The sequence below is a fragment of the Paenibacillus sp. J22TS3 genome, from assembly GCF_018403205.1.
Classification (GTDB): Bacteria; Bacillota; Bacilli; order Paenibacillales; family Paenibacillaceae; genus Fontibacillus; species Fontibacillus tuaregi.
In genome coordinates this window covers 263,955-278,866 of the sequence record NZ_BOSF01000002.1, presented here as the reverse complement: position 1 = coordinate 278,866, position 14,912 = coordinate 263,955, and the positions used below count along the sequence as shown (strand labels likewise).

Annotated in this window: 12 protein-coding genes; 2 read left to right on the top strand and 10 right to left on the bottom strand. The window is 43.2% G+C overall.

Going from position 1 to position 14,912, the window contains the following annotated elements:
* Position 1: 1 nt before the first annotated feature.
* The gene (locus KJS63_RS07125; protein ID WP_213618528.1) at positions 2-922 is read right to left on the bottom strand and encodes an NAD(P)-dependent alcohol dehydrogenase; all 921 of its coding nucleotides are present in this window, start codon (positions 920-922) and stop codon (positions 2-4) included.
* A gap of 150 nt (positions 923-1,072) precedes the next feature.
* Positions 1,073-3,751 carry a winged helix-turn-helix domain-containing protein gene (locus KJS63_RS07120; protein ID WP_213618527.1) on the bottom strand — a complete coding sequence of 893 codons (2,679 nt, stop codon included), beginning with the start codon at positions 3,749-3,751 and terminating at the stop codon, positions 1,073-1,075.
* 257 nt (positions 3,752-4,008) lie between these two features.
* Between KJS63_RS07120 and KJS63_RS07115 the strand changes: the two genes are divergently transcribed.
* Complete coding sequence (locus KJS63_RS07115) at positions 4,009-4,896, top strand: fructose bisphosphate aldolase (RefSeq protein ID WP_213618526.1); 888 nt, start codon at positions 4,009-4,011, stop codon at positions 4,894-4,896.
* A gap of 273 nt (positions 4,897-5,169) precedes the next feature.
* On the opposite strand, the gene KJS63_RS07110 is transcribed toward KJS63_RS07115, so the two are convergent.
* The 8 genes from KJS63_RS07110 to KJS63_RS07075 all read right to left on the bottom strand — a co-directional run bounded on the left by KJS63_RS07110 (position 5,170) and on the right by KJS63_RS07075 (position 13,782).
* Entirely contained in the window at positions 5,170-6,405 is a 1,236-nt protein-coding gene (locus tag KJS63_RS07110) for an ABC transporter permease subunit (RefSeq protein WP_213618525.1), read from the bottom strand.
* The gene (locus KJS63_RS07105; RefSeq protein WP_213618524.1) at positions 6,402-7,298 is read right to left on the bottom strand and encodes an ABC transporter ATP-binding protein; all 897 of its coding nucleotides are present in this window, start codon (positions 7,296-7,298) and stop codon (positions 6,402-6,404) included. The genes KJS63_RS07110 and KJS63_RS07105 overlap by 4 nt, the downstream gene beginning before the upstream one ends.
* Before the next feature lie 31 nt (positions 7,299-7,329).
* Complete coding sequence (locus tag KJS63_RS07100; protein WP_213618523.1) at positions 7,330-8,115, bottom strand: hypothetical protein; 786 nt, start codon at positions 8,113-8,115, stop codon at positions 7,330-7,332.
* On the bottom strand, positions 8,051-8,635 hold the full coding sequence (locus KJS63_RS07095; RefSeq protein WP_213618522.1) for an RNA polymerase sigma factor: 585 nt from the start codon (positions 8,633-8,635) through the stop codon (positions 8,051-8,053). Before KJS63_RS07095 ends, KJS63_RS07100 begins: the two co-directional genes overlap by 65 nt.
* Before the next feature lie 95 nt (positions 8,636-8,730).
* Positions 8,731-10,542, bottom strand: coding sequence for an ABC transporter ATP-binding protein (locus tag KJS63_RS07090; protein ID WP_213618521.1), 1,812 nt, complete (start codon positions 10,540-10,542; stop codon positions 8,731-8,733).
* Between the two features lie 16 nt (positions 10,543-10,558).
* Positions 10,559-11,794, bottom strand: a complete 1,236-nt coding sequence (locus tag KJS63_RS07085; protein WP_213618520.1) for an insulinase family protein — start codon at positions 11,792-11,794, stop codon at positions 10,559-10,561.
* Between the two features lie 100 nt (positions 11,795-11,894).
* Positions 11,895-12,101 carry a hypothetical protein gene (locus tag KJS63_RS07080; protein WP_213618519.1) on the bottom strand — a complete coding sequence of 69 codons (207 nt, stop codon included), beginning with the start codon at positions 12,099-12,101 and terminating at the stop codon, positions 11,895-11,897.
* Between the two features lie 76 nt (positions 12,102-12,177).
* The gene (locus KJS63_RS07075) at positions 12,178-13,782 is read right to left on the bottom strand and encodes a radical SAM protein (protein ID WP_213618518.1); all 1,605 of its coding nucleotides are present in this window, start codon (positions 13,780-13,782) and stop codon (positions 12,178-12,180) included.
* A 264-nt stretch (positions 13,783-14,046) separates the two neighbouring features.
* Between KJS63_RS07075 and KJS63_RS07070 the strand changes: the two genes are divergently transcribed.
* The gene (locus KJS63_RS07070) at positions 14,047-14,799 is read left to right on the top strand and encodes a LytR/AlgR family response regulator transcription factor (RefSeq protein WP_213618517.1); all 753 of its coding nucleotides are present in this window, start codon (positions 14,047-14,049) and stop codon (positions 14,797-14,799) included.
* Positions 14,800-14,912 lie beyond the last annotated feature (113 nt).

Genomic DNA, 14,912 nt, shown 5'->3' with positions numbered 1-14,912 from the left:
TCTATTTGTCATTCGATACCGCAATAATCACGCTGCCTTTTTTGTGACCCTTCTCCACATACCGATGCGCTTCCGGGATCTGTTCAAGGGTATAACATCTGTCGATGACCGAATGCAGCTGTCCCTTTTCCATAAGCTCTGCCAGGAAGTGAACATCCTCATTCCGCACTTTGGCCATCCCCTGACCGTCGACAGTCACGAACGAACCGCCGGGAACGAGAGCATTGCGGCAGTGCGATTTCGAGCTTTTTCCGACAGCGTCAAAGATAACATCGTATTGTTCCCCCCTTGCGGCAAAGTCCTCTTTCGTATAATCAATCACATGGGCAGCGCCCAAAGATTTGACCAAGTCCAAATTACCGCTGCTGCATACACCGGTTACCTCAGCTCCAAAGTATGCCGCGAGCTGTACTGCAAAAGTTCCAACAGCTCCCGAACCTCCGTAAATCAGAACCTTCTGCCCCTGCTGAATACCAGCCTTCCTTAGGAAGTACAGGGCCGTTGTCCCCCCGAAAAGCAAGGAGGCGGCCTGTTCATAGGAGACATTGGCCGGAATAACAGCCATCCGTGCGTCTTCGTGGAGGCAGGTGTACTCTGCGTGGCCTCCCAGCCGCATTCCGGTTAATGCGAATACACGGTCACCCTTCTTAAACCGCTTGACGTCTTTGCCAACAGACTCCACTTCACCCGCCAGCTCGGCTCCGAGAATTGGTTGTCTCGGCTTCCGGATTCCCAATACCAGCCGCATAGGCACCCAAAACAGCAGCGGACTTTGAAAAGCCCGGATTCTGATATCACCCGCAGTTACCGTGGACTTGTGAACCCGAATCCGTACTTCTTTGTCCCGTGGTACAGGCTTCTCCACCTCTCTAAGCTGCAGTACATCAGATGAACCATACGCTGTGCAGATCATTGCTCTCATGCTTTTCCTCCAGGCTCAATTTACACTCAGTATATAAGTGTATAGACGTGGATTACAGATACTAAAGTATGGTTTTAGGAAATCTGTCTTAAGGGCCTTGATGGAAAAGGTAATCCACAGAATCTACAAAATCTACAGAGCCTACAAAATCTACAAAATTCCCAGGCTCCGTGCCCGCGCCACTGCCTCTGTACGCCGTTTCACCTGAAGTTTATCGAAGATGATACGGTTATGCCCTTTCACAGTGGTTAAGGCAATGAACAGCCTCTCGCTGATTTCTTGGTTTGAGAGGCCTTCAGCGATAAGCTGGAGCACCTCAAGCTCTCTCTCGCTCAGCGGCTCAATGAGAGAGGCTTTAGCCGGAATCGGAGGCAACTCAGTGTTTGAGGCGCCGGAACGTCGTTTGGCCACGTCAAAATGACCTAACAGCAGCCCGGTATAATCCTGCCGGATTCCATGGGAAGCTGCTTCATCCAGAAGCCTGGACATAGGACTTCCTAATTCTACAAAAGTTCGGATTAGTCTCTCTGGCGCCGCTGTTTCCAGTGCTTCCTCCAGTAATGAATAAGCCTTCACCTTCTCACCCTGCTCAAAATAAGCAGCAGCCTGCAGCACTGAAATCTCAAGCAGTTCATCCGCATGACCTTTTGCGGCCGACTGCTCCCGAAGCAGCCCCAGTTCCTCAGTCAGATCAGCGGTTCCGCCCCTGGCGAGCTCCACTCTTGCCTGGAGCAGAGGAAGCCTATGACTGCGTGCAAGCTCTGCGGCCTCATCGTAACGGCCCTGATTCAGATAAATCTGTGCCTGGACAGCTGCAATTGCTGGAATCTGTACCTCGAACTGATGCCGATCAGCGGCCATAGCAGCATTCGATAGTATAGCAACTGCTTGATCCATATCTTCCTTTGCAAGCAGAATTCTCGCAAGCATAACCTGACAAGCGACAACCCTGTCTGAATATGCCAAGCGTCCCGCCAATTGAACGGATAGATTTGCATGCCGCTCAGCTGCCTCAAGGTCATTCCGTTTGTAACTGATCCGTGCCAGTCCCAGGTATGCTTCACATACGGCCGGAAGCGGTGAATCTCCCGCCATTTCCAGCACGTGCTCATAATGAGATAAAGCTGCATCAAGCCGGTTCTCAAGCTCCTCAATGTTTCCAAGTCCCGATGATGCCATAAGCATAATCACCCTATGTCCGAGCCGGGTGCTGTGCATTAACGCATCAGCATAGGCTTGACGTGCAGCCGCACGGTCCCGCAGCAGCTGATGTGCATATCCAAGCGCCCAGATGGCCGCAGTCCGGACTGGCAGATTGTCCGGATGAAGATATTTCAGAGCCCTGCGCGACTCGGCAAGTATCGTGCCGGCCTCGTGCCGGCTGACTGCCAGCGTCGCCCGAATCGAAGCGATATGACCGGTCAGATCGCGCCGTACCGATTCCTGCCGGATTTCCTTCAAGACTTTCTCGGCAGCCATCAGCTTGATCTGGGCACCCTGCACATCTCCGGCCATCAGCAGAACAGAGGCATACATAACCCAAAGAGAGGGCTGCTTATCCATCTCACTCTCCGGCAGCGATTCCAGCCAATTTCTCACAGCTGACGCAGCTCCCCGGAAGATGATCGGCATTCCCTTACCCTCCGCCAGCCGGGCTGCACGGGAAATATCTGCCGCGGAAGCCGCATGTTGAAATGCCTCCAGCTCGAACCCCTGCTCTTCATACCAAGCACTGGCTTTCTGGTGGAGGTCAGCCAATTCTGTTGCAGGGTCCCTCCCGTGTTCGGCAATGTGCCGGGACAGCTGACTTCTGAGCAGATCGGCAAACAGATGATGGTAGCGATACCACTGACGCTCATCATCCAGAGGAACAAGAAACAAATTGGCTTGTTCAAGATAGATCAAGATGTCTTGGCTTCCCCTTACAAGACCGCTGGACATCTGGTCAATTCCCGTTAGAACTGCGCTGCACAGTGAACCGCAGAACCGGTCCAGAATCGAAGTATAGAGCAGAAAATGCCGGATATCCGGAGCCTGATATTGAAGCACCTCTTCAAACAGATAATCCAGCACATAACGGTGGTTCCCCGAGAAGGAAGAAATGAATGCATCCGGATCTTTATGACCCTTAAGGGATAACGCGGCCAGTTGAAGCCCGGCGATCCACCCTTCGGTACGATTCTTAAGCTGTGCCACGCTTTCAGGCGGCAGGCGAAGCCCCATGACCCGAGCGAGGAACTCTTCTGCTTCCCTAGTATTAAAACGCAGATCCGCCCCCCTTACTTCGTTCAACTGGTTCCTGACCCGAAGCCGGGCAAGTGGCAAAGCCGGATCCTTGCGGCTGGCAATGACCAAATGCATACCCGAAGGCATGTGCTCAAGCAGCAGGGCAACAGCCTTTTGAACCGGCTCAGCTTCAATGACATGATAATCGTCTATAACAAGCACAAAAGAATGGGGAATCTCGATCAGGTCGCCGATCAGAGCCTCCACCATCGATTCCATATACACGGCTTGAGGTGACTGCAGCATCAGAGATACCTGCTCGCCCAAACCAGCCGAAACAGTTCTAAGGGCAGCAATAAGATACATCAAAAAGCGGCTCGGATCGTTATCACCTTCATCAAGAGACAGCCAGGCGGCAGGAAAAGCGCAGCTTGCCATCCACTGACCGAGCAATGTGGTCTTTCCGCTTCCTGGCCCTGCCGAAATCAAGGTGAGCTTCCCCTGCATTCCATCATTCAGCTGCTGGGTTAAGCGGGGGCGCTGGACTACTATTGATCGCGCTGCAGGAATATTTAATTTAGTGGAAATAATAGCTGCTGTCATAATACCCCCAGTATAAAAGTTGATTTTCAATCATTTAGGCCATATAAATTCGATAACTAGTTCTACAATCTCAGCACGATTCCCTTTACGGATCAACAATCTTATACGATGATAATCACTCAGACTACCGGGAAATCGGTAGGCAGCAGTTTCGATACGCCTGCGATTGGTTATATGAAGCCTGAATCTAACCCTTGGAAGTTAGGGAATTATAATAGGGTCGGATTTGCTTTCCGACCAAGAAAGGAGAACTATCTATGAATTTGAAGCAGCTGGAACAAATCCATACAGGCCAAGGATTTATTGCGGCCTTGGATCAAAGCGGAGGCAGCACCCCAAAGGCGCTGGAGCATTATGGCATCAAACCTGCAAGCTATGATAGCGAGGAAGTCATGTTTGGACTGGTTCATGAAATGCGGACCCGGATCATCAAGAGCCCCTCATTTGATTCCCAGTACATTCTGGGAGCGATCCTGTTCGAGAACACGATGGACCGCCTCATCGACGGCAAGTATACCGCAGATTATCTCTGGGAAAAGAAAGGCATTGTGCCGTTTCTAAAAATCGATAAAGGACTCGCTGATCCCGAAGAAGGTGTACAGCTCATGAAGCCTAATCCAGGCCTTGACGATCTGCTGAAGCGGGCTGTAGATCGCAACATCTTCGGCACCAAGATGCGCTCGGTTATTAAGGAAGCGAATCCAGCTGGAATCCGCAAGGTTGTGGAGCAGCAGTTTGCCGTGGGTAAACAGATTGTGGAGGCAGGACTGGTTCCTATTATTGAACCGGAAGTGGATATTCACAGTGAGGATAAACTGAAGTCGGAGCAGCTTCTCAAGGAAGAGATCAAAACCCATCTCTCCAAGCTTGACGACAAGACCAAGATCATGCTTAAGCTGTCCATTCCAACGGAAGACAATTTCTACAGCGATTTAATGAAGGACCCGCATGTGGTAAGAATTGTGGCTCTTTCAGGAGGGTATTCCCAATCCGAAGCGAATGAGAAGCTCGCCCGCAATCACGGGCTGATCGCAAGCTTCTCGCGTGCCCTCGCCGAGGGGCTGACAGCCGGCCAGACGGATGAGGAATTCAACCAGACGCTTTCAAGCTCCATTAAAGCAATCTATGAGGCTTCGATCAAGTAAAAGCGACTGTCCTCGAGTGAGCAGACAGCTACTTAAATTAGTTGAGCAGCCGATCACTCACACCACCGTACATTCTGTTCAGTATACAGTGGTTCACCCGTTTCAGGACAATTGTCGTAGAGGCTCGTACTGTGCAAGGGAAGGATAATCCCCTGCCTGTACGAGCCTTTCTTTTGTTAAGGCGTCAGGGCAGCATCTGGCCTATTGACAACCCGCCGGTATCCCGTCCGTGTATTTCCCCATGGTAGGCTTTTCAGGCAAGTTTCCAGACACTTACGCAACTTGGTGGTTCCTAAAACCTTTATAGGCTAAGGGGAGAAGAACAAAGGACAAGATGACTGCAGTGCCAGCCATAGCGTAAGGTTCAGGTATACTGTATCCCAACACATGATACAGCTCATAATGGGAGAACGAAGAGTACCCATTCATCATTTTTACAGGGAATAAATTGATGATATGATTGAAGAATCGGCTGCTTTTGCTATAAGGAATAAACATTGGTCCAAGAAGGACAATGGCAGAGCAGATTATGACATAAAAGGGGGCCTTCATTTTGGCAGACAACACAAGAGTGAATGTCATCATCAGGAGACAGGCCAGAAATCCAAGCAAGACAGACCAGATATAGGTCTCCATAAGGGTTAGTGGAAAGGGCGCCCGAAACTGGATAATCTGCAGATTGCTGTTCCACCCGAAATATCCGTAAATGGCGAGAATCAACAGGGTGAAAATTAGAATAGAGGCTAAAAACAATCCGGTTGTAAGGATTATACTCGCCCAAAGCTTGGCCCTGATGACCTTACTTCGTCCATAACGGGAGGAGAGAATAATAGAGTCGGCACCAGATTGATACTCTCCCGAGAAGACCGGTGACACACATACACATACTATAAAAGCAGCTGCAAAAATAATGATCCATAAATTAAGCAGGACGTTCTTCCAGCCATCGGTATAATCAAAGGCGAAAGGCACAGCTATTTTTTGATTCATCTTAAGAAAGAACGCCTTATCTTCAACCGAATAATTGCCGTAAGTATAGTCTGTGTCCAGGTATTCCTGAACCTTGTCCATTCTCTTCTGATAGAAATGGCTCGCGTCTGCCGAAGTTAATTTGTTAATAACATAATAGTCATATCCCGCCTTGGGGGAGTAAATTTGCCGGATCAGACTGAGAATTTCAGCATCCTTTTGCTCCGTTTGACCATAAGCTTTATCAGAGAGCTCTTCGCCGTTCAAATTTTCGGGGTTGTTCCTTGCAGCATGATAACGTTCTATGGCGGCCCCTATTTTCTTGGTAGTCAGCCTTCCGGCCTGTTCATGTGTCTGCTCTCTAGCCAGCGAGATTGCAGAAAGACCGGTAATCTCCTTACCATTTTGATCTGTACGGCTTTCTCCGGAGACTGTAGAGAGGGTAAGCAATATTGAAATAATGACTATTATAGCCATACCGGCAAAAGTTGCTTTTCTTCTTACCATCTTTCGGAGTTCAAATTGGATAAGCGGGATCATAAGCTCACCCCCTTGATTGGCTTAGCAGGCGACTCATCCTGGAAGTAATACAGATATAGGTCCTCCAAGGTGGGAGCGACAGGTACCGCATCTGGAAGCGGTCTTTCTTTGGACACAATACGCAGCTCCAACTGGTTGCCCTCATGCTTGAGATTGCTGATACAGTACTTGTCATTCCAGTTATCCGCCTCTCTGGCCGGTACCAGACAATTCCACACACAGTTCTCCATGGAAGACGTTAACTCTTCGACAGTTCCCGTCATCAAGAGGCGGCCTTTCTTCATCACCAAAATTTGATCTGCTATATATTCCACATCTGAGACAATATGAGTAGATAATATAATAATTTTGTCCTTCGCCAGGTCCGAAATCAAATTGCGAAATCTTACTCTTTCCTTGGGATCGAGGCCCGCTGTAGGCTCATCCAGTACTACAATGCGTGGGTCATTCAGCATAGACTGGGCAATGCCCAGACGCTGCTTCATTCCACCGGAGAAAGTTCGTATTTTTTTGCGGGCTACGTCAGATAAAGCGACTGTTTGCAGAAGGTCATATGCTTTTAGCTTGGCATTGCGCGGCGGTATGCCTTTCAGTGCAGCAACATACAGCAAGAACTCCTCTGCAGTAAAGTCAGGATAATATCCAAAATTTTGAGGCAAATAACCAAGCAAATCACGATATTGCTCTCCCATCTCGGCAATATCAGCGCCATCCAACGTTATTGAACCTGATGAAGGAGCCAGCACTCCGCAGATCATACGCATGAGTGTTGTTTTTCCGGCTCCATTTGCACCGAGCAGACCATAAACTCCACTATTTATTGTGATGTTCATGTCCTCCACAGCTGTTTTGGCTGAGAAACGCTTAGTCAGTTTGTTCAGCTCAAGTTTCATAATTGAGTCCTCCCGTGCAGCTGTATTCAAACTATGAATAAATCAGATTAAGAACATTTCGATCTCTGCAAGAAGCCAGCATCGTATGAGCTTCCCAGATTAAGCCTATGAAAGAAACAACGAGCACAAAGATCCAGACATCCGTTGCAGAGGCAGCATACAAAGCATCATACTGAAATGACAGGGTCATTTGTGTCAGCATTAACAGCCCTATATATAACAAAATGCCGGACTCTCTGCTTCGGGTATGATTTATAATCCAAAGGCATCCGAGTAAACCCATGACAAATGGTACAAGCAGGTATAACAGAATGACATAGAACTCCGGATCAAAGCGGTGAGAAAGAAAGGAAAGCATTATTGTAAGAAAAACCGCATCCACAATGCCCAAAATGCCCATACGAGCTAACAGGAGCTTGTCAAGTGAATATTTGGTACTTACTTCAAGCTCAACCACACCATGTTGGAAGGAACAGGCAAGGACCTTGGCGCTGGCGAGAGCAAGAAGTGGGGTCAAGGCGGATACCATACCGAGCACTTGCAGATGGTTGAGTGTTGAGAATAATAAAAAATTTTGCGTGGCCAATACGGTAACCAAGACAACCATAAGGTGAGCAGCCCATACCTTTGCACGAATAAAACGAAGCTGCATAATAACAAAGTCAATGTACTTTGTTCGGATATGAAGTCCGGCCTGGTGTGTATGCATAATTTGTTTGGACTGCAAAATGGTCTCCTTCAGCTTTTCGGGATCAGTAGGGGGTAAAGAAGGTTGCTGCAGAAGGCCTCGTATGGTGTTTATCTGGCGTTTGTTCAAGCAAACTTCCCCTTTCTATATCTTTCTTAATGAAGCTAAGGCTTTTTTTGACCTTGTACTGGACCATATATACACTTAATCCGGTAATTGAAGCGATATCACGATATTTGAAGTCATGAATGAAACGAAGCAGCATGACCTCCTGCTGGTCTGGCGGCAATTTGCTTATCATTTGGTTTACGCTGTGCTCACTTTCCACCTCTTCCTCCATGGACAGAGTAAACCCGCTGGTCTCCGTTAGCTCCTCCAGCGAGACGGACTGTTGAATGCTGAAATATTCACTGCACAAACGGCGTGCAATGGTGTACAAGTAAGCACGACACTTTCCCACATGGGTGTACTGGTCGAAATAACGAAAAAAGCGATAGAAGGTTTCCTGGGTAATGTCTTCGGCCGCTTCAACGCTTCGGGTCTTCCAAAAGCAATATTTGCCTATACTGTCGTAATGGCGGCTAATCAGACAATCCATATATTCGGTCTCTCCGTTCTGAATCCGCAGTATGAGTTCAGCATCCTCCATGTTGCTCCCCCCTTTCTATTATGTATAACTGTTAAAACGCCGAAAAAATGGAAACCTGGTATGATTTTTTTGTGAACTTAAAAAGCAACCCCGAATTATGAGGGTACTTTTTCGTACGACTCGGCCTGTAATTTATATAAATTGGCATATATCCCGTTTCGGATCATTAGATCTCGATGTGACCCCATTTCTACTAGCTCACCAGCTTGCAGTACAATGATAGAATCTGCAAAGAGGGTATTCACAAAACGGTGACTAACCATTATACATAACCTATCTTCTCTCATTCCCCGGAAATTTTGGTAAATTTCATATTCAGCAATTGCATCTAAAGAAGCTGTTGGTTCATCTAAAACCAATATTGGAGCAGGTTTCATAAGTGCTCTTGTAATGGCGAGTTTCTGCCATTGGCCTAATGACAAGTCAACACTGCCTGACCATTCCTTTTGCAATTTGGTATCATAACCGGATGGCAGCTTAGTAATAAATTGACTGGCACCGGATTGTTCTGCTGCCGTTTTAATTTGATCCAGGTCACTCAAGTGATCCAGGTCGCCCAATCCAATATTTGTTTTAACATCAAACGGATATTTAATAAAATCTTGAAATACTGCTGAAATATTAGCGAACAAGGTACTCTGGTTAAACGCATTAATATTTACTCCGTCAACCAATATCTCACCTTCTGTTGGTTGATATAGGTTTAATAGGAGCTTGATTAATGTTGTTTTCCCAGAACCATTCTGTCCTACAACCACATAGGATTGAGGGGAGTACAGAGAGAGGTTCAGGTTTTTTAGAACGTACTGATCTGTACCTGGATAAATAAAAGAAACATTTCTGAACTGAATACAATGAAAGTCAGATGGAAAATCAGGTTTGTCATTCTGATTTTGTACTGGAAGGTCTAAAAGTACAAAGATATTTTGTACATACAAACAATCTTCATAAGCGGTTGACACTAATGATAGCAGGTTGGATATTGAATCCTTCAAATTGTCTACTGAGGTAAGATACATGGTTAAGGAACCTATGGACAATTTTGATTTAACACTAATAAGTACTACTAAAATTTTTATAAAATAAACAATTCCTTTGTCAATTATTTCCACAATTGAAGTTTCAATCAAGAAACGTCTTCTTATCTTCTTATCCTCTTTTAAGTAGTCATCAAGAATATTCATAATAGTTTTCAGTAAAAAAGAGTTTGCGTTATAGATTTTAAGTTCTTTAATATTTTGATTGGTAATTGCAAGAGTTTTAAGATGTCTTACAAACCGATTATTTTCGAACCGCATATTAAATACTTCAAACCATTTATTTAAAATTTTTAAACTTATATAGAACATAGGCAGCGCTGATAACACACAGAGCAGCACAATCCCGGTATTAAAGTATAATAAAATTCCGACTATCCCCACAAAACTTGTTAAGTTTTTTATAAAACCCACCAATGTGCGCAGCAGACTTATACTTCTAGTTAGAGATTCATCATTCGACTTTTGAATCTGGTTATAGATATTGGCATTATCAAAGTCTTTTAGGTCCAGCAAGGACACTTTTTCAAGGATGTTTTTACTGATAACTTTATTTAGCATGGATGAATATATATTTTGGATATAGTTGGAAAGTGTGAGGGTTATTGAGTTAAGTAGGATTAGAACAAAGTGCAAGGCCAGCCAAAGATATATTAATGAGTCTTTGATGCTGCCGTCTTTAATTAGTATATTAGTAACAGCGTCAATAAACTCCTTCCAAACCCATAAGCCTATTGGAATAATAGCTCCGGATAAAGTATCAATTATTATGATGAGAATAAGTTTAGGAGGACTAGTTCTCCAAAGAAGACGGAGAGTTTTTATTAAAATCAGGAGAAGGTCTCTTGTCTTTTTAAATTTTAAAACCATTCACTTCACCTTCCCCCTAATTTTCTATTACTACTTTACAAGGAGCACTTAAGACTAAATTTTTGTATATATTTACATCATCTGATTTTAGGTCACCTAGAATATTAAGGATTTCTTCAAAATGACCTGCTGTAATGTGCATGGGTTCATCATAAAAGAAATTAGCTGATAAATTATCAAAAATATGCTCCATGCTCAGATCAGATGATTGCATGGATAATGTTGAGATAGATTTTTTTGCTTCTTCGAAGTCATAGGCAGTGAAGAAGTATGACCTTAAGTGGTCTATAAGCTCATTCATGAGCCCGCTCTTGTCACCATCGCCATTTAGCAAGTAAAGACTAATAACATGATAATAATAGTAGTTAGTGACATGTTTGTCGGAAATAGTAATATCCTGGCAATCAATGATCCATTTGAAATAAGAAAGATATTCAGCAATACATTCTGTTAGCATTATTTCAAAGAGCATTCTGACTATTTTTAATTTTAGGTTTATATGGGTATAAGGCTTATGGAAGAAAAACTCAATTTTTTTGATATCGTTCATAGACTTGAGGTAATAAACTTCTGCAGGTTGGTTAGCCAGAAAAGTAATATCTTTTGGTGATATCTTGGGAAGCGGCTCATTATTGTTGAAAAGGATGCCTGAAACGGCATTTTTCACTGTCTGAAGTGACAGGCTGGTTTGGATAATGAAGGCCATATTAGTTAAAGTATAAAACTTGTTTATGAAACTTCGGACATCCTCTTCAGTTAGCTGTTCAATTTGGTCTTTATCGCCTACTGGGAGTATATTTATTTGTTCATTAGTAATGAAATTAATAATTTCTTTCTGAACCCTCCATCTTTCACTCAGAATGTTACACTCGGCAAGCACCTCTTTTTTAGATATTTGGAATGTGTCTTCATTCACAATAGATGCTTGAAGAATCTCTTCTAGTAAGTGCACACAATAATTTAAGCATTTCACAGAACTCGGAAAAGATATATTTAGAACGGTTTGACCATAATTGGTATAACCCGAGAGATGAAACCCCAGTTTCTTATAGACGGAGTTGTACTTCTCCAAAATAGGATCATGATTGCGATATGCCAAGCAAATATGTTCAACCAAGTGAGCAAGTCCATTCTTTCCTTCAGGCTCTGCCTCACAACCTGCCTTGATACAAATAGAGAGAAGAGTCCCATCAAAGGGGCCTTCTACAACATACAAGCCTTGATTCTGCTCGAAATGTGTTATATTTGGCATAATAACCACCCTAATTATGAATGTCCTTTCCCAACAAAAGAGAGCTGTAGTTATAAGAAAAGGCGATTCGACATACGCCAAATCACCTTTTACGGACTATTTACATATTCACCGCTTTATCATGATTGGCATTCTTATTTGCACTTGTTCCATCACAACCACAACCACAGCTGCTGTTCCAGAACCACCATGAATCATTATGAGTGGAGTCATGATTTCCTTGAGTTATACTACAAACACAGTTGCAAGCATGTGCAGATGTATCTGCATTGTTCTGTTTGCGAAACAATGGGTTAACAACTTTCATAATAGTGTCACCTCCTTTCTGGAAAATTGTATATTATCCTTACCAGGCAAATAACGCCTGAGAAAGGGTAACACCTCTAATAAACTTCTATATCCTCTAAGAAGTTCAGCTTTTCTGGCGTTATCTCTCGGATTGAATGATAAAGTGCCAGTTCACTCAGAAGTGAATGTCTGAGAGCCTCACATTTCATATTTTTATTTTTGGAGTCAAAGCCTTCTTGGGTGAAATTAGCGGCATAACAAGTGTTGCACAATCTAACAGCCCAGCAGTTCTTGCATTGCTCAATAGAGCCATCTGAATAATCCTGAACATAATATTTCTGTATGTTATCAAAATTGATTCCAGTGAAAACATGACCGATAGAGGGGGAGTTTCCAACACGTTCGCAAACAAACAGCTCCCCAGTCGTACTTACATACAATCTTCGGGCACCTGGAACACAACAGCCATTGAAGGGAAAAATATTTCTAGGCTCATCAGTTAAGAATCTGTTTTCAACTCTATTGAGAGTTCTTTCTATAGATGAGGAGTAAACATTATTTTTATCACTTCTTATAGCTGAATGACTTTCTACCTGTTTCTTCATCCATATCCATAGTGGACTAACGATATTTTCGTTATTGTGTGAATATTTAGGATTTTGGTGCAGCTCCGCAATATATTCATCCTCTTCTACGCTTCCTTTAGAAGCATAGCCAATTGTTATTTCCGTGTGCTTTGGTAAAAAATCGATTTCAGCAAAAAATGAATTAATATCGTTTAATTTATCGTAAGTATAGGGAGGAGCAAACACGGCATTAATCGACAGAACATTTTGACTCGCTGAAAAGGCCTCGGCTAGGAGCTTTAATCCTTGAAATGCTCTTGAAAAGCTTCCTTTGCCATTGGCATACTTTCTATAGGAGTCCTGTACATATTCTGGACCATCCATACTACATACAAGGCTTAAGTTCGGAACTGATGCGAAATATTCTGCTATCTCTTTTGTAACCAGCGTCATATTAGTTGTTAATGAGAAGGTTAGCTTTTTATCCCGCATAATTTGCCTGGAATATTCGATAACCCATTTTAATAAATCAAATTTCAACAAGGGTTCGCCGCCATAGAATGTAACGGCAACTTCTTCTCTCGAATGTTTTGCAGTATATTCAACCGCCGCTTTAGCTATTTCCAGGCTCATGTCGTCTTGATGAAAGTTTCTATTTAAATCGCAATCATCGTTATAAATGCAGTAGCCGCAACGAAGATTACAACGGCCGGTCAACTCAAGAATGATCTGCTCCAATCCCTCATTTATTCGGTCTTTCAACCCTTCATAATGATCATAGGAATACAGCCTATCAAGTTCAGGAGCAAGAAAGAGATGCTCTGCCCTAACCGTGTTCTCAAAGTCAATAATTTTGTCTTTGCTGGCTATCTCTTGTATGACCATCTGTTCAACACTGAGCATATCCTTCAAGTTAAATAAAGCATTCATAATTTTGAATGAGTCGTCATCAAGGACGAGCACTTTCCCTGTTCCGGTATCATAGAAGTAATTATTCAAATCTGTTGTGAATAGCTTTCCCATTCTATCCAATTTGTTATGAAGCTTGAGTTTGAATAAGCGTGTCATTTCATCATGCGTTTTGAATAGAGAACTCATCACCATCACCTCGTTCTTTGGAATATGACTGTTCATTGTACCTTCTTTAAAATCCTATTGTGATTTTCTTCACTTTTTATAGATCAATATGCTGTAGTTTTCTGTTCACCCAAAATATATATCATCTAACCTAAAATTGGAATAACCTGTATCTAAAATGTAAAAAAATCTACCTCAGCATACACGTCTTGTGAGTATTAGGTTAGTTTTTTCCATTTTTCAAAACATTAATTTAACTTTTTTGTATTATTATGGGTTATTAAATTAGATGCAAAGGTTATTCTAAGGGAGGGAAATATAGTGTTTCGAGTGGGGATTTGCATTGATGAGACTAACTCACGAAAGCAGCTTGAACAATTCCTTATAAAGCTTTCCAAGACCACTTCCTATTCTTTTGAAATAAAACTCTTTTCTTCAGGTGAGTCCTTGATTCAATATTATAGGGATCATGGGTCATATGCCTTCCATATCCTTATCCTTGGGATTGTTCTGGAAGGAATGAGCGGAATAGAGACAGCACGCTACATAAGGCTTATTCCGGACAGAGACGTTCAGATCATTTTTTTTACTAGTCATCCAGAATATATGCTTGAAAGTTTTGAAGTTCAGCCATTTCAATTTTTGCTAAAGCCAATCTCTTATGACATTTTCAAGAACAATATGGTATCCATTTGCAATTATATTATTTCGTCAGTCAGCCGCTTTCTAACTGTTAAAACTGAGGAAGGGCAAACCGTGATAAAAACTTCGGATATTATTGGTCTAATAAAAATTAAGCAAACGTTAACACAAAATAAAATTAAAGTGATTACAGCAGATCAACAATATATTATTTCAGGCACACTCCATGAATATCTAAAGAAGCTTAGTTATCCTTTCCTGCTTATCCATCGTTCAGTTATTATTAATCTTGAGCATGTTCACAGGTTCAATGCTTCTTATGTTGTCATGTCCAATAACGATCAAATGCCTATTACTAGGGCCTATGTGAAGCAACTAAAAAGCATTTATGCTCTTTATATGCTGAATCACTTTAGAGAATATAGCAGGTAAGGTAAGCTAGCTTCATTCAACATAGGGAAGTTAGTGGGTGGATTGCCTTATTAAATGATAAGCTGCCGTCTGTATCGTACTTTCTTATTGAGAGGAGAATAACGCCCCTTGTC